The organism is Enterobacter cloacae complex sp. 2024EL-00711, from assembly GCF_047529885.1.
GTDB lineage: Bacteria > Pseudomonadota > Gammaproteobacteria > Enterobacterales > Enterobacteriaceae > Enterobacter > Enterobacter ludwigii.
The window spans coordinates 191,287-211,236 of record NZ_JBLIZC010000006.1 but is presented as its reverse complement, the minus strand read 5'-3'; the positions used below and the strand labels follow the sequence as shown (position 1 = coordinate 211,236).

General features: G+C 56.0%; 17 protein-coding genes and 1 pseudogene. 12 read left to right on the top strand and 6 right to left on the bottom strand.

Annotated features, from left to right (window positions below):
• Window positions 1-86: 86 nt before the first annotated feature.
• From mnmE to rpmH, 5 genes are all read right to left on the bottom strand, one after another.
• The gene (gene mnmE, locus ACMVME_RS18000) at window positions 87-1,451 is read right to left on the bottom strand and encodes a tRNA uridine-5-carboxymethylaminomethyl(34) synthesis GTPase MnmE (protein ID WP_032679283.1); all 1,365 of its coding nucleotides are present in this window, start codon (window positions 1,449-1,451) and stop codon (window positions 87-89) included.
• 72 nt (window positions 1,452-1,523) lie between these two features.
• Complete coding sequence (gene yidC / locus ACMVME_RS17995; RefSeq protein WP_014172300.1) at window positions 1,524-3,167, bottom strand: membrane protein insertase YidC; 1,644 nt, start codon at window positions 3,165-3,167, stop codon at window positions 1,524-1,526.
• A gap of 2 nt (window positions 3,168-3,169) precedes the next feature.
• Complete coding sequence (gene yidD, locus ACMVME_RS17990) at window positions 3,170-3,427, bottom strand: membrane protein insertion efficiency factor YidD (protein WP_001307474.1); 258 nt, start codon at window positions 3,425-3,427, stop codon at window positions 3,170-3,172.
• Entirely contained in the window at window positions 3,391-3,750 is a 360-nt protein-coding gene (rnpA, locus tag ACMVME_RS17985; RefSeq protein ID WP_014172301.1) for a ribonuclease P protein component, read from the bottom strand. The genes yidD and rnpA overlap by 37 nt, the downstream gene beginning before the upstream one ends.
• A 16-nt stretch (window positions 3,751-3,766) precedes the next feature.
• Window positions 3,767-3,907: a 50S ribosomal protein L34 gene (gene rpmH / locus ACMVME_RS17980; RefSeq protein ID WP_000831330.1), complete on the bottom strand. Its 141-nt coding sequence runs from the start codon at window positions 3,905-3,907 to the stop codon at window positions 3,767-3,769.
• A 600-nt stretch (window positions 3,908-4,507) separates the two neighbouring features.
• Between rpmH and dnaA the strand changes: the two genes are divergently transcribed.
• From dnaA to gyrB, 4 genes are all read left to right on the top strand, one after another.
• On the top strand, window positions 4,508-5,905 hold the full coding sequence (gene dnaA / locus ACMVME_RS17975) for a chromosomal replication initiator protein DnaA (protein ID WP_020882755.1): 1,398 nt from the start codon (window positions 4,508-4,510) through the stop codon (window positions 5,903-5,905).
• Between the two features lie 4 nt (window positions 5,906-5,909).
• Window positions 5,910-7,010 (top strand): DNA polymerase III subunit beta, encoded by a 1,101-nt coding sequence (gene dnaN, locus ACMVME_RS17970; protein WP_014167956.1) that lies wholly within the window; start codon window positions 5,910-5,912, stop codon window positions 7,008-7,010.
• Window positions 7,011-7,157: 147 nt separating this feature from the next.
• A complete protein-coding gene (gene recF / locus ACMVME_RS17965; RefSeq protein ID WP_068795367.1) occupies window positions 7,158-8,231 on the top strand; it encodes a DNA replication/repair protein RecF in 1,074 nt (357 codons plus the stop codon).
• Window positions 8,232-8,259: 28 nt separating this feature from the next.
• Complete coding sequence (gyrB, locus tag ACMVME_RS17960; protein ID WP_020882753.1) at window positions 8,260-10,671, top strand: DNA topoisomerase (ATP-hydrolyzing) subunit B; 2,412 nt, start codon at window positions 8,260-8,262, stop codon at window positions 10,669-10,671.
• A gap of 33 nt (window positions 10,672-10,704) precedes the next feature.
• On the opposite strand, the gene ACMVME_RS17955 is transcribed toward gyrB, so the two are convergent.
• A complete protein-coding gene (locus ACMVME_RS17955) occupies window positions 10,705-11,652 on the bottom strand; it encodes a LysR family transcriptional regulator (protein ID WP_068795366.1) in 948 nt (315 codons plus the stop codon).
• A 109-nt stretch (window positions 11,653-11,761) separates the two neighbouring features.
• Between ACMVME_RS17955 and ACMVME_RS17950 the strand changes: the two genes are divergently transcribed.
• The 8 genes and pseudogenes from ACMVME_RS17950 (at window position 11,762) to ACMVME_RS17915 (ending at window position 19,940) form a co-directional block, all read left to right on the top strand.
• The gene (locus tag ACMVME_RS17950; RefSeq protein WP_014167960.1) at window positions 11,762-12,787 is read left to right on the top strand and encodes a zinc-dependent alcohol dehydrogenase family protein; all 1,026 of its coding nucleotides are present in this window, start codon (window positions 11,762-11,764) and stop codon (window positions 12,785-12,787) included.
• 113 nt (window positions 12,788-12,900) lie between these two features.
• Window positions 12,901-13,713: a sugar-phosphatase gene (yidA, locus tag ACMVME_RS17945; protein WP_025202646.1), complete on the top strand. Its 813-nt coding sequence runs from the start codon at window positions 12,901-12,903 to the stop codon at window positions 13,711-13,713.
• A 225-nt stretch (window positions 13,714-13,938) separates the two neighbouring features.
• Window positions 13,939-14,628, top strand: coding sequence for a D-galactonate utilization transcriptional regulator DgoR (gene dgoR / locus ACMVME_RS17940; RefSeq protein ID WP_020882750.1), 690 nt, complete (start codon window positions 13,939-13,941; stop codon window positions 14,626-14,628).
• A complete protein-coding gene (locus ACMVME_RS17935) occupies window positions 14,625-15,503 on the top strand; it encodes a 2-dehydro-3-deoxygalactonokinase (protein WP_014167962.1) in 879 nt (292 codons plus the stop codon). Before dgoR ends, ACMVME_RS17935 begins: the two co-directional genes overlap by 4 nt.
• Window positions 15,487-16,104: a 2-dehydro-3-deoxy-6-phosphogalactonate aldolase gene (locus tag ACMVME_RS17930; protein ID WP_068795365.1), complete on the top strand. Its 618-nt coding sequence runs from the start codon at window positions 15,487-15,489 to the stop codon at window positions 16,102-16,104. Before ACMVME_RS17935 ends, ACMVME_RS17930 begins: the two co-directional genes overlap by 17 nt.
• The gene (dgoD, locus tag ACMVME_RS17925) at window positions 16,101-17,249 is read left to right on the top strand and encodes a galactonate dehydratase (protein ID WP_014167964.1); all 1,149 of its coding nucleotides are present in this window, start codon (window positions 16,101-16,103) and stop codon (window positions 17,247-17,249) included. The genes ACMVME_RS17930 and dgoD overlap by 4 nt, the downstream gene beginning before the upstream one ends.
• A gap of 72 nt (window positions 17,250-17,321) precedes the next feature.
• A pseudogene (locus ACMVME_RS17920) lies at window positions 17,322-18,656 on the top strand (MFS transporter); the annotation flags it as partial.
• Between the two features lie 54 nt (window positions 18,657-18,710).
• Window positions 18,711-19,940, top strand: a complete 1,230-nt coding sequence (locus ACMVME_RS17915) for a DUF3748 domain-containing protein (protein ID WP_068795376.1) — start codon at window positions 18,711-18,713, stop codon at window positions 19,938-19,940.
• Window positions 19,941-19,950: the final 10 nt, after the last annotated feature.

The window sequence follows — 19,950 nt, the reverse complement described above, 5'->3', positions numbered from 1 at the left end:
AGAATAGGGGGATAAAAGGGATTAGGCGAGTTGCCATTTGGACAAAGGTGATTTCCCGGGAGGAAATCACCCATCATCAGCGGTAATTACTTGCCGATACAGAAGCTCGAGAAAATCCGTCCCAGCAGATCGTCCGAGGTAAATTCGCCGGTTATCTCACTCAGATTTTGCTGCGCCAGACGCAGCTCTTCCGCCAGCAGTTCACCCGCCCATGCGCCAAGCAGCTGTGCTTTCCCCTGATCGAGGTGGCGTGCCGCGTCTTCCAGCGCCTGAAGGTGACGACGGCGCGCAAGGAAGCCGCCTTCCATACTGGTATCAAAGCCCATGCTCTGTTTGAGATGGTTGCGCAGGTCGTCAACGCCTTCACCGGTACGGGCCGACAGGCGAATAAGTGAGTGGCCATTCACTTCACTGATACCCAGCGTTTCGCCGGTTACATCCGCTTTGTTACGCACCACGGTGATCGGCAGTTTTGCCGGCAGGCGGGCAATAAAGTCTGGCCAGATGTTCGCCGGATCAACGGCATCGGTCGTGGTACCGTCCACCATAAACAGCACACGGTCAGCCTGCTCAATCTCTTGCCAGGCACGTTCGATACCGATGCGCTCTACTTCGTCACTGGCGTCGCGAAGACCTGCCGTGTCGATGATGTGCAGCGGCATACCGTCGATATGAATATGCTCACGCAGCACGTCGCGGGTGGTACCGGCGATGTCGGTGACGATCGCCGCTTCACGGCCCGCCAGGGCGTTGAGCAGGCTCGATTTACCGGCGTTAGGGCGGCCCGCAATCACGACCTTCATCCCCTCGCGCAGCAGGCTACCCTGACGTGCTTCGGCACGCACCGCGTCGAGATCGGCCATCACGCTATTGAGCTGAGCTTCAATTTTACCGTCAGAGAGGAAGTCGATCTCCTCATCCGGGAAATCGATAGCCGCTTCGACATAGATGCGCAGGTGAGTAAGTGCTTCCACAAGATGATTCACGCGCGCCGAGAATGCGCCCTGAAGCGAGTTCAGTGCGGAGCGAGCTGCCTGTTCGGAGCTGGCGTCGATCAGGTCAGCAATTGCTTCTGCCTGTGCGAGGTCGAGCTTGTCGTTCAGGAAGGCACGCTCGGAGAACTCACCTGGCTTTGCAATGCGCAGGCCCGGCAGCGTCAGAATGCGTTTTAACAGCAGGTCGAGGATGACCGGGCCACCGTGGCCCTGCAGCTCCAGTACGTCTTCTCCGGTAAAGGAGTTCGGGCCCGGGAACCACAGCGCAATGCCCTGGTCCAGCGGCGTGCCGTCAGTGTCTTTAAACGGCAGATAATCAGCGTAGCGCGGCTTTGGCAGTTTACCCAGCACCGCTTCGGCGACCTCGCGGGCCTTCAGGCCGGAGATACGCAGAATGCCTACACCACCGCGTCCCGGTGGGGTTGCCTGGGCGACGATAGTGTCGTTATGGCTCATGGTTGGTCTCGTTCAATACAAATAAAAAAGGCGGTCAATCGACCGCCCTTATTTTAGCGTTAACTTACCGAATCAGGACTTTTTCTTTTCGCGGCTATGCAGGCCACGTTTTTCCAGACCACGGTAAATCAGCTGCTGCTGGATAATGGTCACCAGGTTGCTGACGATATAGTACAGCACCAGACCTGACGGGAACCACAGGAAGAACACGGTGAAGATGACCGGCATAAAGGTCATGATCTTCTGCTGCATCGGGTCGGTCACGGTGGTCGGCGACATCTTCTGGATGAAGAACATCGTTACGCCCATCAGGATCGGCAGGATGTAGTACGGGTCCTGTGCAGACAGGTCATGGATCCACAGGGCGAACGGCGCGTGGCGCAGCTCAACGGAACCCATCAGCATGTAGTACAGCGCAAGGAAGATTGGCATCTGAATCAGCAGCGGGAAGCAACCACCCAGTGGGTTCACTTTCTCTGCTTTATACAGGGCCATCATCTCCTGGCTCTGACGCTGTTTGTCATCGCCCAGACGCTCACGCATTGCCTGAATCTTCGGCTGCAGCATACGCATCTTCGCCATGGAGGTGTACTGCGCTTTAGTCAGCGGGTACATGATGCCACGTACGATGAAGGTGATAACGATGATGGAGAAGCCCCAGTTACCCAGGAAGCTGTGGATGAACTTCAGCAGCTTAAACAGCGGCTGAGAGATGAACCACAACCAGCCGTAGTCCACGGTCAGATCCAGGTGCGGCGCAACGGCAGCCATTTTGTCCTGGATTTCCGGACCGACCCACAGGGTGCTTGCCAGCTTACCGGTTTGACCCGGCTGTACCAGAACCGGCTGAGATTTGTAGCCAATGGCTGCAAGACCGTTACCCAGGTTCGCGGTATAGAAGTTGTTAGTACCGTCGTTCGTTGGCACCCACGCAGTGGCGAAATACTGCTGCAGCATTGCCACCCAACCGCCTTTAGCGCTGACGTTCAGGTTTTCGTTATCGGCAATGGTGTCGAATTTGTATTTCTCGTACTTCGCATCAGGCGTGGAGTACGCCGCGCCACGGAAGGTATGCAGCGCAAAGTTGCTGCTTCCGGTGTCACGGTGAGACGGCAGATTGATGGACTGCTTCAGCTGACCAAAGGTCGACAGTTCCAGCGGTTTCGCACCGGTGTTCTGAACGCTGTAGCCCACGTTCACCGCATATTCACCGCGTTTCAGGGTGAAGGTTTTGGTGAAGGTGTTGCCCGCGGCGTCGGTGTAGGTCATCGGGATAGCGATTTCGTTCTGACCATCAGCCAGTACGAAGGTCTCTTTCTCGACGTTGTACAGTGGACGCGCACCGTTAGCCGGGTTATCCGGGCCATCACGACCGGTCAGGCCGCTCTGGGCCTGGTAGATAAACTCAGGCGTGGTTTCCAGTAACTGGAACGGTTCGTTAGACTTCAGCTCTTTTGGGTAGGTCAACAGCAGCGCCTGCTCAACATCACCACCACGGGTGTTGATAGTCAGCTCAAGCACATCGGTCTTAACCGTAATCTGTTTCCCCTGGCCACTGGCCGGTACGCCCTGGTCGGCGGCGCTACCCGCTGCGGTGGTCGTAGTCTGCGTGGTCTGCTGCTGGGGTTGAGGATTTTTATCCTGCTCCCATGCCTGCCAGATCATGAAAGACACGAACAACAAAGCGATGATAAGAAGATTGCGTTGCGAATCCATCGTTAGTGTTCTCTGGTATCAAAGGGTCCTGGCGGGACGGGATCGTCTCCACCTGGGTGTAAAGGGTGGCATTTTAATACGCGTTTCACCGTCAACCAACTGCCTTTTATCACTCCAAACCTGCGCAATGCCTCAATTCCGTAGCTTGAGCATGTTGGCGTGAAACGGCAGTGCGGCCCGAGTAGCGGACTAATCAGGCGTTGATAGACCCGAATGAGGGCTATCAGGACCCGCGAGCCAGGCGACAATGGCGGCGCCATAATTTTTCCAACGCTTCCGAGAGAGCACGGTTATCGAGGTCGGCAACCCCTTTTTTAGCCACCACCACGAAATCCATTGAAGGCAGTTCGTGCTGACGTAAACGGAAGCTTTCACGCGTCAGACGTTTAATCCGATTGCGTTCATGCGCACGCTTAACGTTTTTCTTGGCGACAGTAAGACCGATGCGGGGATGCCCCAGCGAATTCAGGCGGCCGAGGATGGTGATTTGCGGCGTGCCAGCCCGTTGTGGCTGCTGGAAGACGAAAGTGAAATGAGTGGGAGTTAACAAACGTAACTCCCTGGGAAATGCTAGCTTAACCACTCAGGGGTTAGCTTTATTACTTGGAAACGGTCAGACGAGCGCGGCCTTTAGCACGACGACGTGCCAGAACCTGACGACCATTTTTAGTAGCCATACGAGCACGGAAGCCGTGAGAACGGTTGCGCTTCAGTACAGACGGTTGAAAAGTGCGTTTCATGGCGATTTCTACCTAAACTTGAATAAATTCACTGACTTTTGCGTATACCCGAACGAGTTTCGAACGACTAACGCCTCAGCGTGGGTGATTAAAGAGGCCGGATTGTAATAATTGTACACTCCGGAGTCAATTCTCTTTCCTTATTTCCCGCGTATTTCCGCACGTTTTCGCGTGGAAAATGAGCAACGGACGACGCAGGAAGATGAGCACCACGCGCCGGGTCGAGGATTATACGGCCTCCCAAACAAAGCGCAAGGATCGTCCCGGATCTTCGTTAGATCATTTAAGCAAGAAATTGTCTGTGCTCATTAATTTTTCCAATATGCGGGCTAAATCGTAGGGTACTCGCCCCAGGATCGTTTACACTTACCCGGTTTCCGATCTTCCTGTGGATAAATCGGGAAGAATCTGTGAGAAACAGAAGATCTCTGGCTCAGTTTAGGCTATGATCCGCGGTCCCGATCGGGATCCAGCGATCCTGGCCGGGTATAACCGCAGATAGCGGTTCGCACATCACCCTTTTGCACAGGGTCATGTCGATGTGCGCCAACAATCATGAATATTCAATAGTTTTCTTTTATTGTTCGAGTGGAGTCCGCCGTGTCACTTTCGCTTTGGCAGCAGTGTCTTGCCCGATTGCAGGATGAGTTACCAGCCACAGAATTCAGTATGTGGATCCGCCCCTTGCAGGCGGAACTGAGCGATAACACGCTGGCTTTGTATGCGCCAAACCGTTTTGTGCTCGATTGGGTAAGGGATAAATACCTTAATAACATCAATGGACTGCTGAATGATTTCTGCGGATCCGATGCGCCACAGCTACGCTTTGAAGTGGGAACAAAACCGGTCACGCAGACCGTGCGTGAAACGGTAAATGTGGCAATACCTGCTCAGGCAGCCCCCGCTCCGGCACCGCGCGCCCTTCCGGCGACCCGTTCGGGCTGGGACAACGTGCCTGCTCCGGCAGAGCAAACCTACCGTTCTAACGTCAATGTTAAACACACGTTCGATAACTTCGTTGAAGGTAAATCGAACCAGCTGGCGCGCGCGGCGGCACGCCAGGTTGCAGATAACCCCGGTGGTGCTTACAACCCGCTGTTCCTTTATGGCGGCACGGGTTTGGGTAAAACGCACCTTCTGCATGCGGTAGGCAACGGCATTATGGCGCGTAAGCCAAATGCGAAAGTGGTGTATATGCACTCCGAGCGCTTCGTTCAGGACATGGTAAAAGCCCTGCAAAACAATGCGATCGAAGAGTTTAAACGCTATTACCGTTCTGTTGACGCACTGCTTATCGATGACATCCAGTTCTTTGCCAACAAAGAACGATCCCAGGAAGAGTTTTTCCACACCTTTAATGCGCTGCTGGAAGGTAATCAGCAGATCATTTTGACGTCGGATCGTTATCCAAAAGAGATCAACGGCGTTGAAGATCGTCTGAAATCCCGTTTTGGCTGGGGCCTGACCGTGGCGATCGAGCCACCGGAACTGGAAACCCGCGTCGCGATCCTGATGAAGAAAGCCGATGAAAACGACATTCGCCTGCCGGGTGAAGTGGCGTTCTTTATTGCCAAGCGTCTGCGCTCCAACGTCCGTGAGCTTGAAGGGGCACTGAACCGCGTGATTGCCAATGCCAACTTCACTGGCCGTGCGATCACCATCGATTTTGTGCGTGAAGCGCTGCGCGATTTGCTGGCACTGCAGGAAAAATTGGTCACTATCGACAATATTCAAAAGACGGTGGCCGAGTACTACAAAATCAAAGTGGCAGATTTGCTGTCTAAACGTCGTTCCCGCTCGGTGGCGCGTCCGCGTCAGATGGCGATGGCGCTGGCAAAGGAGTTAACCAACCACAGTCTGCCGGAGATCGGCGATGCGTTTGGTGGCCGTGACCATACGACCGTGCTGCACGCTTGTCGTAAGATTGAGCAGTTACGCGAAGAAAGCCACGACATAAAAGAAGATTTTTCCAATTTAATCAGAACATTATCATCGTGACGCTATGAAATTTACCGTTGAACGTGAACATTTATTAAAACCGCTGCAACAGGTGAGTGGCCCATTAGGTGGCCGCCCAACGCTGCCAATTCTCGGAAACCTGCTGCTTCAGGTCGCGGACGGTACGCTGTCGCTGACCGGCACAGATCTGGAAATGGAAATGATCGCGCGCGTTACGCTGTCTCAGCCGCATGAAGCGGGCGCGACCACTGTTCCGGCACGTAAATTCTTTGATATCTGCCGCGGGCTGCCGGAAGGCGCTGAAATTGCCGTGCAGCTGGAAGGCGACCGTATGCTGGTGCGCTCTGGCCGCAGCCGTTTCTCGCTCTCCACGCTGCCAGCCGCGGACTTCCCGAACCTGGACGACTGGCAGAGTGAAGTTGAATTCACCCTGCCGCAGGCAACGATGAAGCGTCTGATTGAAGCCACGCAGTTCTCAATGGCGCATCAGGACGTTCGTTACTACTTAAACGGCATGCTGTTCGAAACCGAAGGTGAAGAGCTGCGTACCGTGGCTACCGACGGTCACCGACTGGCAGTCTGTTCTATGCCCATTGGCGACTCGCTGCCAAACCATTCGGTGATCGTACCGCGTAAAGGGGTGATTGAGCTGATGCGTATGCTCGACGGTGGTGATACGCCACTGCGCGTGCAGATCGGCAGCAATAACATCCGTGCTCACGTGGGTGATTTTGTCTTCACATCGAAGCTGGTTGACGGTCGTTTCCCGGATTATCGCCGCGTATTGCCGAAGAACCCGGACAAAACGCTGGAAGCCGGTTGCGACAGCCTCAAGCAGGCCTTTGCCCGCGCCGCGATTCTCTCTAACGAGAAATTCCGCGGGGTGCGTCTGTATGTGAGCGAAAATCAGATCAAAATCACCGCCAACAACCCGGAGCAGGAAGAGGCAGAAGAGATTCTGGACGTCACCTATGCCGGGACTGAGATGGAAATCGGCTTTAACGTCAGCTATGTGCTGGATGTGTTGAACGCGCTTAAATGCGAGAACGTTCGCATTCTGCTGACCGACTCCGTTTCGAGTGTACAGATTGAAGATGCGGCCAGCCAAAGTGCGGCTTATGTTGTCATGCCGATGAGGCTGTAGTGAACGCTATCGGGCTATCTTACTTGCCTTTTTCAACCCGGGCTGTGCTCGCCCCTGTCTCGCACTTCGTGTACGCGCCAGGGTCTGCGTGCAGTCCGCGTTGAAACGAGCTGAGCCGATTACGCCCTGGCCCGAAGAAATCCAGATATGTCACTGACGCGCCTTTTAATTAAAAATTTCCGCAATATCGAAAACGCGGATCTCGCTTTATCCCCTGGCTTTAATTTCCTGGTTGGCGCGAACGGCAGCGGCAAAACCAGCGTGCTTGAGGCCATCTACACGCTCGGCCATGGACGGGCGTTTCGCAGTCTGCAAATTGGCCGCGTCATTCGCCACGAACAGGAAGCCTTTGTTCTGCACGGGCGTTTGCAGGGCGAGGAGCGTGAAACGGCCATCGGTCTGACCAAAGACAAGCAGGGCGACAGCAAGGTTCGTATCGACGGTACTGACGGCCACAAAGTGGCTGAGCTCGCGCTGCTGATGCCAATGCAGCTGATTACGCCGGAGGGGTTTACTTTACTCAATGGCGGCCCCAAATACAGAAGAGCCTTCCTTGACTGGGGATGCTTTCACAACGAAGCCGGTTTCTTTAACGCCTGGAGCAACCTGAAGCGCCTGCTTAAGCAGCGTAACGCTGCACTGCGCCAGGTGACACGCTACGCCCAGCTGCGCCCGTGGGACAAGGAATTAATTCCCCTTGCGGAACAAATCAGCTGCTGGCGTGCCGAATACAGCGCGGGTATCGCCGACGATATGGCCGACACCTGCAAACAGTTTTTACCTGAATTCTCTCTCACCTTCTCCTTCCAGCGCGGCTGGGAGAAAGAGACAGATTATGCCGAAGTGTTAGAGAGAAATTTCGAGCGCGACCGCATGCTGACCTACACCGCACATGGCCCGCACAAGGCGGATTTCCGCATTCGTGCCGACGGTGCGCCGGTGGAAGACACGCTGTCGCGTGGGCAGCTCAAGCTTTTGATGTGCGCGCTGCGCCTGGCGCAGGGAGAGTTTTTGACCCGCGAGAGCGGGCGACGCTGCCTGTACCTGATAGATGATTTTGCCTCGGAACTTGACGACGCGCGGCGCGGGCTGCTTGCCAGCCGCTTAAAAGCCACGCAGTCACAGGTTTTCGTCAGTGCGATTAGCGCTGAACACGTTATAGACATGTCGGACGAAAATTCGAAGATGTTTACCGTGGAAAAGGGTAAAATAACGGATTAACCCAAGTTGAAATGAGCGAGAAACGTTGATGTCGAATTCTTATGACTCCTCCAGTATCAAAGTCCTGAAAGGGCTGGATGCGGTGCGTAAGCGCCCGGGTATGTATATCGGCGACACGGATGACGGCACCGGTCTGCACCACATGGTATTCGAGGTGGTAGATAACGCTATCGACGAAGCGCTCGCGGGTCACTGTAAAGACATCGTGGTCACGATCCATGCGGACAACTCCGTCTCCGTCACCGATGACGGTCGTGGCATCCCAACCGGTATTCACCCGGAAGAGGGCGTATCGGCTGCGGAAGTTATCATGACCGTTCTGCACGCAGGCGGTAAGTTCGATGATAACTCCTATAAAGTTTCCGGCGGTCTGCACGGTGTAGGTGTGTCCGTGGTTAACGCCCTGTCGCAGAAACTGGAGCTGGTTATCCAGCGCGAAGGCAAAATTCACCGTCAGCTGTATACGCACGGCGTGCCGCAGGCACCGCTGGCTGTTACGGGTGACACCGACAAAACCGGTACCATGGTGCGTTTCTGGCCGAGTCTTGAAACGTTCACCAACGTTACCGAGTTCGAATATGAGATTCTGGCGAAACGCCTGCGTGAACTGTCGTTCCTGAACTCCGGTGTCTCGATTCGTCTGCGTGACAAACGCGACAACAGAGAAGACCACTTCCACTACGAAGGCGGTATCCGGGCGTTCGTTGAGTATCTGAACAAGAACAAAACGCCCATTCACCCGAATATCTTCTACTTCTCTACCGAAAAAGACGGTATTGGCGTGGAAGTGGCGCTGCAGTGGAACGATGGTTTCCAGGAAAACATCTACTGCTTCACCAACAACATTCCACAGCGTGACGGCGGTACTCACCTTGCGGGCTTCCGTGCGGCGATGACCCGTACCCTGAATGCCTACATGGACAAAGAAGGCTACAGCAAAAAAGCGAAAGTCAGCGCCACCGGTGATGATGCCCGTGAAGGCCTGATTGCGGTTGTCTCCGTGAAGGTACCGGATCCGAAGTTCTCCTCTCAGACTAAAGACAAGCTGGTCTCTTCTGAGGTGAAATCGGCGGTTGAACAGCAGATGAACGAACTGCTGAGCGAATACCTGCTGGAAAACCCGTCAGACGCGAAAATCGTGGTTGGCAAAATTATCGATGCGGCACGTGCCCGTGAAGCGGCGCGTAAAGCCCGTGAAATGACCCGTCGTAAAGGCGCGCTGGATTTAGCTGGCCTGCCAGGCAAACTGGCTGACTGCCAGGAACGCGACCCGGCGCTGTCCGAACTGTACCTCGTGGAAGGGGACTCCGCGGGCGGTTCTGCGAAGCAGGGCCGTAACCGTAAGAATCAGGCTATCCTGCCGCTGAAGGGTAAAATCCTCAACGTGGAGAAGGCCCGTTTCGACAAGATGCTCTCTTCTCAGGAAGTGGCAACGCTGATCACCGCGCTCGGTTGCGGCATCGGCCGTGACGAGTACAACCCGGACAAACTGCGCTACCACAGCATCATCATCATGACCGATGCGGACGTCGACGGCTCGCACATCCGTACGCTGCTGTTGACCTTCTTCTATCGTCAGATGCCAGAAATTGTTGAACGTGGCCACGTCTACATTGCACAGCCACCGCTGTACAAAGTGAAGAAAGGCAAACAGGAACAGTACATCAAAGACGACGAAGCGATGGATCAGTACCAAATCGCGATCGCGCTTGATGGTGCGACCCTGCATGCGAACTCTCACGCCCCTGCACTGGCCGGTGAGCCGCTGGAGCGTCTGGTGTCCGAGTTTAACGCGGCACAGAAAATGATTGGTCGTATGGAGCGTCGTTATCCTAAATCGCTGCTGAAGGCGCTGATTTATCAGCCAACCCTGACGGAAGCCGATCTGAGCGATGAACAGGTTGTTACCCGCTGGGTGAACACCCTGGTAACCGAGCTGAACGAGAAAGAGCAGCACGGCAGCCAGTGGAAGTTTGATGTCCAGCAGAATGCTCAGCAGCAGTTCGAACCGATTGTGCGCGTGCGTACTCACGGCGTTGATACCGATTACCCCCTGGAGCACGAGTTTGTGACCGGTCCGGAATATCGCCGTATCTGTACGCTGGGTGAGAAGCTCCGTGGTCTTATCGAAGATGATGCGTTTATCGAACGTGGTGAACGTCGTCAGCCGGTAGCAAGCTTCGAGCAGGCGCTGGAATGGCTGGTGAAAGAGTCCCGTCGTGGTCTGTCTATTCAGCGTTATAAAGGTCTGGGTGAAATGAACCCGGATCAGCTGTGGGAAACCACCATGGATCCGGAAAGCCGTCGTATGCTGCGCGTGACCGTTAAAGACGCGATTGCAGCTGATCAGCTGTTCACAACCCTGATGGGCGATGCGGTTGAACCACGTCGTGCCTTTATCGAAGAGAACGCCCTGAAAGCGGCGAATATCGATATCTAAGGGTGGTTACACCGCAAGTCAGAGGCCGCGCGTTTAGCGCGGCTTTTTTGTGGGCGCAGAATTATCAACATCCAGTTCCAGCGACAGGACTGACGGTAACCGGCTGACCAGCATGTCGACCGCAATCCTGACTCGCAGGGGCAGATGCGGCGTCTGCTGCCAGACCGCGTGAACGTCGAAACGCACATCCGGCGCCTGTTTTAAGAGTGGGATGAGCCTTCCATTCTGCAGCTCTTTGCGCACCATCCAGCAGGGTAACCATGCAATACCATGCCCGGCCAGCGCTGCGTCGCAGATAGCCTGCAGATCGTCCATATTGAGGGATGATCGGGGAATTAGGGTGTGCGATGTTCCTTCGTGGTCCGCCAGTTCCCACGGTAACACCCTGCCGGCACGCAGGTAGTTAATGGCCTTATGCTGGCGTAAATCGGCAACGGTTTCAGGCTGGCCGTTATTCCTCAGGTACTCCGGCGCGGCGCACAGCACCATTCGGTGTTCCCCCAGGCGTCTGGCGACCAGCATGGTGCTGTCCGGCAGTGCGCCGTTTCGCACCGCCATATCAAACCCTTCCTCGACGATATCCACTACGCGATCGCTGAATGACATTTCCAGCTCAAGGGCAGGATGTTCCTGCGTCAAGGCTATCAGCAGCGGGGCGATGCACTGGCGACCAAACAGCACCGGCATGGCAACACGCAGACGGCCACTCACCTGATGTTTCCCTGTTTCCAGCAGCGACTCCGCGCCACGGATTTCCTGGAGTGCTCGCAGGCAACGTTCATAAAAAAGGGCACCGTTATCGGTCAGGCTTTGGCTACGCGTTGTGCGCTGAAACAGGCGTACTCCCAGCCGCGCTTCAAGGCGAGCAATGCTTTTCCCTACCGCCGAGCGCGACAAATGCAAACGCACCGCGGCCTGAGCAAAACTGCCTGCCTCTACGGCGGCAACAAAAACGGGAATATCCTTCAGCGTATCGGTCATGGATTGTCGCTCTTCAGGAATCAATAGTGGGAAAATGTATCGCCACTGGCGACCATGAGTCAACGTTAGACTGTCAGTACTGAAGTGCATTTGATAACAGGAGAAAAAGATGACAGAGATGATGCAACGCTGGTCAATGGACGCCCTTGGGCGTGAAAACCTCAGACTCACTCAGGCGCCTGTTCCCCAGCCGGGCCCGGGTGAAGTGCGTGTGCGGGTGAACGCTGTTGCGCTCAACTATCGCGATAAAATGGTCATTGAAGGCAACATGCCGATCGCGCTCACCTTCCCGTTTACTCCGGCATCTGACATGGCTGGCGTGGTGGACAGTACGGGTGAAGGCGTTACCCGCTTTAAACCCGGTGCTCGCGTCATCTCCACCTTCTCTCCGGAGTGGGTAGACGGTAAACCGAAAGGCGACGCCCGCAATTTGCCCTACCAGACGCTGGGCGGTTACTTCCAGGGGATGCTGTCTGAATACGTGATCATGCGTGAAAACTGGCTGGTGGCCGCCCCGGAAACGCTGGATGACGCAGAGGCCAGCACCTTACCCTGCGCGGGGCTTACCGCATGGTTTGCGCTGGTGGAGCGCGGACAGTTACGTGCCGGACAGTCGGTGCTGGTGCAAGGCACTGGCGGTGTCGCAATCTTCGCGCTGCAAATCGCCAAAGCACACGGTGCAGAAGTTTTTGTGACGTCGGGCAGTGATGAAAAACTGGCGCTGGCTAAAACGCTCGGTGCCGATCGGGGCATCAACCGGCTTAAAGGGAACTGGGCTGACGAGATTTACGCGCTGACGCAGGATCGCGGTATCGACCATATTATTGAAACCGTTGGCGGGGAGAACCTGAGACATTCCCTGCGGGCCGTTGCCGTTCACGGGCGCATATCCGTCATTGGCGTGTTGGCCGGGAGTGAAATCTCGCTGCCTGCCAGCGAACTCTTGCTGAAATCACCGGTGATTCAGGGGATTGGCGTCGGGCACCGCCGTGCGCTGGAAGATTTTGTCCGCGCAGTCGATGTCACGGGGCTGAAACCGGTGATTGAACACCGCTACCGTTTTAACCAGCTTGAAGAGGCGCTTGTACACCTCGACCGCGGTGCTTTTGGCAAAATAGTCCTCACCCGCGAGTAAGCCGTTATCCCCGGGACAGACGTAAAAGGGGGCTTTTGTTGCGCAATGTAGCTCTATTTTTGTGGGCTTAATCGCGTTAGCATGAGGCAGCACTCATTTATCCCGGGGACCCTATGGCTATCAAACTTATTGCTATCGACATGGACGGCACGCTGTTGCTGCCAGACCACACTATTTCTCCAGCCGTTAAAAATGCGATTGCCGCTGCGCGCGCAAAAGGCGTGAATGTGGTACTGACCACCGGTCGTCCGTATGCGGGCGTGCACAGCTACCTGAAAGAGCTGCACATGAATCAGCCGGGCGATTACTGCATTACCTATAACGGTGCGCTGGTACAGAAGGCGGCGGATGGCAGCACGGTGGCGCAAACCGCGCTGAATTATGACGATTACCTGTTCCTGGAAAAACTGTCCCGCGAGGTCGGTTCCCATTTCCACGCGCTCGATCGCAATACGCTCTATACCGCTAACCGTGATATCAGCTATTACACCGTACATGAATCCTATGTCGCGACGATCCCACTGGTGTTCTGCGAAGCTGAGAAAATGGATCCGAGCACCCAGTTCCTGAAAGTGATGATGATTGATGAGCCTGACATCCTGGATAAAGCGATTGCGCGCATTCCGGCTGAGGTAAAAGAGAAATACACCGTGCTGAAAAGTGCGCCGTACTTCCTCGAAATCCTGGATAAACGCGTCAATAAAGGCACCGGTGTGAAATCGCTGGCAGATACGCTGGGCATCAAACCGGAAGAGATCATGGCGCTGGGCGATCAGGAAAACGACATTGCGATGATTGAATATGCGGGCATGGGTGTGGCAATGGACAATGCGATCCCGTCCGTGAAAGACGTGGCCAATTTCGTGACCAAATCTAACCTCGAAGACGGCGTTGCCTACGCGATCGAGAAATTTGTTCTGCAGTAACAGCGTTTCACGCTCATCAGCCTCGGTTATCAACCGGGGCTTTTTTTGCGCTGAATTTATCGAATTGTTCTTTTTGTGATCTGTATTGTAGTACAACATTAATTGATTGTACTACATTACAGCCACGGTAATGACGAAAGGCGTCACGTTTGTACTGCAAAAGTGAGGCGAAATTCAGCGGTCGAGGTAAAGTAGTCCTGAACATACAGAGCATAAGGACTCTCCATGACTCTCAATAAAACCGATCGCATCGTCATCACGCTGGGCACCCAGATCGTGGGTGGAAAGTACGTTCCCGGTTCACCGCTGCCTGCTGAGGCAGAGCTGTGTGAGGAGTTTGAAACCTCGCGCAACATCATTCGGGAAGTGTTTCGCTCGCTCATGGCAAAGCGGCTGATTGAAATGAAGCGCTACCGCGGCGCCTTTGTCGCCCCGCGTAATCAGTGGAACTACCTCGACACCGATGTCCTGCAGTGGGTGCTGGAAAACGACTACGACCCAAGGCTGATTGGCGCGATGAGTGAGGTACGAAACCTGGTAGAGCCGGCCATCGCCCGTTGGGCTGCGGAACGTGCAACGTCAGGAGACCTGGCTCAGATTGAGTCCGCCCTGAACGACATGATTGCCAATAACCAGAACCGGGATGCGTTCAACGAAGCGGACATCCGCTATCACGAAGCGGTGCTGCAGTCGGTTCATAACCCGGTATTACAGCAGCTTAGCGTTGCCATCAGCTCGCTACAGCGCGCGGTATTTGAACGAACCTGGATGGGCGATGAGGCCAACATGCCAAAAACGCTCCAGGAACATAAATCGCTGTTCGATGCTATCCGGCATCAGGACGGCGACGCGGCAGAGCAGGCGGCACTTACGATGATCGCCAGCTCGACACGAAGGTTGAAGGAAATCACATGACATCTCGCTACATCGCTATTGACTGGGGATCGACCAATCTGCGCGCCTGGCTGTATCAGGGCGAGCAGTGCCTGGAAAGCAGGCAATCAGAAGCAGGCGTGACGCGCCTGAACGGTAAATCCCCCGAGGCGGTGTTAGCAGAGGTGACACACAACTGGCGCGAGGGCGCCACGCCGGTGGTCATGGCGGGCATGGTGGGCAGTAACGTGGGCTGGAAGGTCGCGCCTTATCTGCCCGTACCTGCCGCGTTCGCTGCCATTGGCGAGCAGTTAACGTCCGTTGGTGACAATATCTGGATTATTCCAGGATTGTGCGTTTCCCGGAACGATAACCACAATGTGATGCGCGGCGAAGAGACCCAGCTCCTTGGCGCGCGCACGCTCTCTCCTTCTTCTGTCTACGTCATGCCCGGCACGCACTGTAAATGGGTGCAGGCCGACGCTGAGCACATCCACGATTTTCGCACCGTGATGACCGGTGAGCTGCACCACTTGCTGCTGACGCACTCGCTGGTGGGCGCGGGGTTACCGGAGCAGGACGCTTCGCCCGAGGCCTTTGCCGCCGGGCTGGAGCGGGGTATCGCCAGCCCTGCCGTTTTGCCGCAACTTTTTGAAGTTCGCGCTTCGCATGTACTGGGCACGCTTCCCCGTACGCAGGTCAGCGAATTTTTATCGGGCCTGTTGATTGGCGCGGAAGTCGCCAGCCTGAGCGAGCAGTTCGCCGGGCAACAGACCATCACCCTCGTCGCGGGTTCATCGCTGACCTCTCGCTACCGCCAGGCGTTCAATGCCATCGGGCGGGACGTGGCTGCGGTAGAAGGCGACACGGCATTTCAGGCAGGAATAAGGAGCATCGCTCATGCAGTGGCAAACTAATCTTCCCCTCATCGCTATCCTGCGCGGCGTCACGCCCGACGAGGTTTTAGCGCACGTAGGCGCAGCGATCGACGCCGGTTTTGACGCCGTGGAAATACCGCTTAATTCCCCACAGTGGGAAAAGAGCATCCCGGCGGTCGTGGACGCGTTTGGTGATAAGGCGTTGATTGGCGCTGGCACCGTTCTGCAACCGGAGCAGGTGGACCAGCTTGCGCAGATGGGCTGCAGGCTGATTGTGACGCCGAATATTCACCCTGAGGTGATCCGTCGCGCAGTGGGCTACGGCATGACCGTCTGCCCGGGATGCGCAACGGCAACAGAAGCGTTCGCGGCTCTCGATGCGGGCGCGCAGTCGCTCAAAATTTTCCCGTCATCGGCTTTTGGTCCGGCCTATATCAGCGCGCTGAAAGCGGTATTGCCCGCCAGCGTACCGGTCTTTGCCGTGGGGGGCGTGACGCCAGAAAACCTGGCGCAGTGGATCAAAGCAGGTTGTGTCGGAGCGGGTCTGGGCAGCGATCTCTATCGCGCCGGGCAATCCGTCGAACGTACCGCACAGCAGGCGGCCGCATTTGTGAAAGCGTATCGAGAGGCAGTGAAATGAAAATAACCAAACTCACCACGTACCGTTTACCGCCGCGTTGGCTGTTCCTGAAAATCGAAACCGATGAAGGCGTGGTCGGCTGGGGCGAACCGGTCATTGAAGGGCGTGCGCGTACCGTGGAAGCGGCGGTGCATGAGCTGGGCGAGTACCTGACAGGACAAGATCCTGCCCGCATCAACGACCTGTGGCAGGTGATGTACCGCGCGGGTTTCTACCGGGGCGGACCGGTTCTGATGAGCGCCATCGCCGGTATCGACCAGGCGTTATGGGATATCAAAGGCAAAGTGCTGAATGCCCCGGTCTGGCAGCTGATGGGTGGCCTGGTGCGCGACAAAATCAAAGCGTACAGCTGGGTGGGCGGCGACCGTCCCGCGGAGGTAATCGACGGTATCAGGCAGTTGCGCAATATTGGTTTTGACACCTTTAAACTGAACGGCTGCGAAGAGATGGGCGTTATCGACAACGCACGGGCGGTAGACCGCGCGGTAAATACCGTGGCGCAGATCCGTGAAGCGTTCGGCAACGAGATTGAATTTGGCCTGGACTTCCACGGTCGCGTCAGCGCGCCGATGGCCAAAGTGCTGATTAAAGAGCTGGAGCCGTACCGTCCGCTGTTTATCGAAGAGCCGGTGTTGGCCGAGCAGGCGGAGTACTACCCGAAACTGGCCGCACAGACGCATATCCCGATTGCCGCCGGTGAGCGCATGTTCTCGCGCTTCGAGTTCAAACGCGTGCTGGAAGCTGGCGGCCTGGCGATATTGCAGCCGGATCTGTCGCATGCCGGCGGCATCACAGAATGCTACAAAATCGCCGGGATGGCGGAAGCCTACGACGTGGCGCTGGCACCGCATTGTCCGCTGGGGCCGATCGCACTGGCAGCCTGTCTGCACGTCGACTTTGTCTCGCGTAACGCGGTGTTCCAGGAACAGAGCATGGGCATTCACTATAACAAGGGCGCGGAACTGCTCGACTTTGTGAAAAACAAAGATGATTTCAGCATGGAAGGCGGTTTCTTTAAACCGTTAACGAAGCCGGGCCTTGGCGTGGATATCGACGAAGCCAAAGTCATTGAGCTGAGTAAAAACGCGCCTGACTGGCGCAACCCGTTATGGCGTCATGAAGATGGCTCTGTCGCTGAGTGGTAATTCAGCCAAAGCACATCGCCACTAAAAAGTAATTTCAACAATAACAAACACACCCTCTGTAAATTACAGGGCATGGTGAGCGGCTTCGCTATGCCCAAAATCTGGAGACAGATTGCGATGGATATTCCTGTTACTGCTGCAAAAACCGGGCGTCGGCGCTACCTGACGCTGGTCATGATCTTTATTACTGTGGTCATCTGTTACGTTGACCGCGCCAACCTTGCCGTGGCTTCAGCCCATATTCAGGAGGAGTTTGGAATCAGCAAAGCGGAAATGGGCTACGTCTTTTCGGCGTTTGCCTGGCTGTATACGCTGTGCCAGATCCCCGGCGGCTGGTTCCTTGACCGCGTCGGCTCGCGCCTGACCTATTTCATTGCCATCTTCGGCTGGTCGGTGGCGACCCTGTTCCAGGGCTTTGCCACCGGGCTGATGTCGCTGATTGGCCTGCGTGCGATCACCGGGATTTTCGAAGCCCCGGCGTTTCCGACCAATAACCGCATGGTGACCAGCTGGTTCCCGGAGCATGAACGCGCCTCGGCCGTTGGGTTCTACACCTCCGGGCAGTTTGTCGGCCTGGCGTTCCTGACGCCGCTGCTGATCTGGATCCAGGAACTGCTGAGCTGGCACTGGGTCTTTATTGTGACCGGAGGGATCGGCATTATCTGGTCGTTGATCTGGTTCAAGGTCTATCAACCGCCGCGTCTCACCAAAAGTATCAGCAACGCTGAACTGGACTATATCCGCGACGGTGGCGGTCTGGTGGATGGCGATGCGCCGGTGAAAAAAGAGGCGCGTCAGCCGCTGACCAAAGCCGACTGGAAGCTGGTTTTCCACCGCAAGCTGGTGGGGGTTTATCTGGGGCAGTTCGCGGTGACCTCCACGCTGTGGTTCTTCCTGACCTGGTTCCCGAACTATCTGACCCAGGAAAAAGGCATCACCGCGCTGAAGGCGGGCTTTATGACCACCGTACCGTTCCTGGCGGCCTTCTTTGGTGTGCTGCTTTCCGGCTGGCTGGCGGACAGGCTGGTGAAAAAAAGGTTCTCGCTGGGTGTCGCGCGTAAAACGCCTATTATCTGCGGGCTGCTGATCTCCACCTGCATCATGGGTGCAAACTACACCAACGATCCGGTCTGGATTATGACGCTGATGGCGATTGCGTTCTTCGGTAACGGTTTTGCCTCCATAACCTGGTCGCTGGTCTCCTCGCTGGCCCCGATGCGCCTGATTGGTCTGACCGGGGGCGTGTTCAACTTTGTCGGTGGACTGGGGGGGATCACGGTTCCGCTGGTCATCGGTTATCTGGCTCAGGACTATGGCTTTGGCCCGGCACTGATCTATATCTCCGCAGTGGCCTTGCTCGGTGCGCTCTCCTACATCCTGCTGGTGGGTGACGTCAAACGTGTAGGCTATTTCCCCGCAATGTTTTACCCTGATGCGATAACTGCGCATCAGGGTAACGCCATGAAACAAATCACCTTCGCCTCCCGTCATCACCAGCTTACCAATATCAATACCTGGACGCCGGACAGCCAGTGGCTGGCCTACGATGTGCGTCCGTCCGGCGCATCGTTTACCGGTGAAACTATTGAGCGGGTCAATGTTATTACGGGTGACGTCGAGGTGATCTATCGCGCCAGTCACGGCGCGCATGTTGGCGTGGTGACCGTTCATCCGCAGCAGGACAAATATGTCTTTATCCACGGCCCGGAAAATCCGGATGCAGACTGGCACTACGATTTTCATCATCGTCAGGGCGTGGTTGTACACAACGGTCAGGTGAGTAACCTGGATGCCATGGATATCACGCCGCCTTATACCGCAGGCGCGCTGCGTGGCGGCAGCCACGTGCACGTTTTTAGCCCTGACGGACAGTTCGTGAGCTTTACCTACAACGACCATGTATTGCATGAGCGTGACCCGACGCTCGATTTACGCAACGTCGGCGTCGCAGTACCTTTTGGCCCGGTGATGCCGCAGGGGACGCATCCACGTGAATATTCCGGCACCTTCTGGAGCGTGCTGGTGAGCCGCACGACGCCCGCGCCTCAGCCCGGCAGCGATGAGATCAACCGAGCCTATGAAGAGGGCTGGGTGGGCAATGACAGGCTGGCGTTTATCGGCGATACCGTGTCTGCGACAGGCGAGAAAGTGCCAGAACTGTTTATTGTGGATCTGCCCAACGACGAGCAGGGATGGAAACGCGCGGGCGATGCGCCGCTGCAGGGGACTCCTGAGACGCTGCCTGCGCCCCCGGCGGGTGTCATGCAGCGCCGGCTGACCTTTACCCACCAGCGGGCATTCCCGGGGCTGGTAAACGTGCCGCGTCACTGGGTGCGCTGTAACCCGCAGGGGACGCAGATTGCGTTTCTGATGCGTGATGATAAGGGCATTGTGCAGCTGTGGCTTATCGCTCCAGAAGGCGGCGAACCACGCCAGTTGACGCATAACGAAAGTGACATTCAGTCGGCATTTACCTGGCACCCAGCCGGTCAACGTCTTGGATTTGTGCTGGAAGAGCGGATTGCCTGCTGTGATGCGCAAACCGGAGAGGTGACGTTTTTGACGTCCGATCACGGCAATCCACCGTCTGGTGATGCGGTCGTGTTTTCCCCGGACGGGCGTTTTATTGCATGGATGGAAGAGACAGAAGGTTTCCGTCAGCTTTGGCTAACGGAAACCGGGCAGCGTTAACGCGTTGGCG

Coding starts and splice junctions, on each gene's coding strand:
- mnmE (WP_032679283.1), bottom strand. CDS start 1,451: ATGAGCCATAACGACACTATCGTCGCCCAGGCAACCCCACCGGGACGC.
- yidC (WP_014172300.1), bottom strand. CDS start 3,167: ATGGATTCGCAACGCAATCTTCTTATCATCGCTTTGTTGTTCGTGTCT.
- yidD (WP_001307474.1), bottom strand. CDS start 3,427: ATGGCGCCGCCATTGTCGCCTGGCTCGCGGGTCCTGATAGCCCTCATT.
- rpmH (WP_000831330.1), bottom strand. CDS start 3,907: ATGAAACGCACTTTTCAACCGTCTGTACTGAAGCGCAACCGTTCTCAC.
- dnaN (WP_014167956.1), top strand. CDS start 5,910: ATGAAATTTACCGTTGAACGTGAACATTTATTAAAACCGCTGCAACAG.
- recF (WP_068795367.1), top strand. CDS start 7,158: ATGTCACTGACGCGCCTTTTAATTAAAAATTTCCGCAATATCGAAAAC.
- gyrB (WP_020882753.1), top strand. CDS start 8,260: ATGTCGAATTCTTATGACTCCTCCAGTATCAAAGTCCTGAAAGGGCTG.
- ACMVME_RS17955 (WP_068795366.1), bottom strand. CDS start 11,652: ATGACCGATACGCTGAAGGATATTCCCGTTTTTGTTGCCGCCGTAGAG.
- ACMVME_RS17950 (WP_014167960.1), top strand. CDS start 11,762: ATGACAGAGATGATGCAACGCTGGTCAATGGACGCCCTTGGGCGTGAA.
- yidA (WP_025202646.1), top strand. CDS start 12,901: ATGGCTATCAAACTTATTGCTATCGACATGGACGGCACGCTGTTGCTG.
- dgoR (WP_020882750.1), top strand. CDS start 13,939: ATGACTCTCAATAAAACCGATCGCATCGTCATCACGCTGGGCACCCAG.
- ACMVME_RS17935 (WP_014167962.1), top strand. CDS start 14,625: ATGACATCTCGCTACATCGCTATTGACTGGGGATCGACCAATCTGCGC.
- ACMVME_RS17930 (WP_068795365.1), top strand. CDS start 15,487: ATGCAGTGGCAAACTAATCTTCCCCTCATCGCTATCCTGCGCGGCGTC.
- dgoD (WP_014167964.1), top strand. CDS start 16,101: ATGAAAATAACCAAACTCACCACGTACCGTTTACCGCCGCGTTGGCTG.
- ACMVME_RS17915 (WP_068795376.1), top strand. CDS start 18,711: ATGAAACAAATCACCTTCGCCTCCCGTCATCACCAGCTTACCAATATC.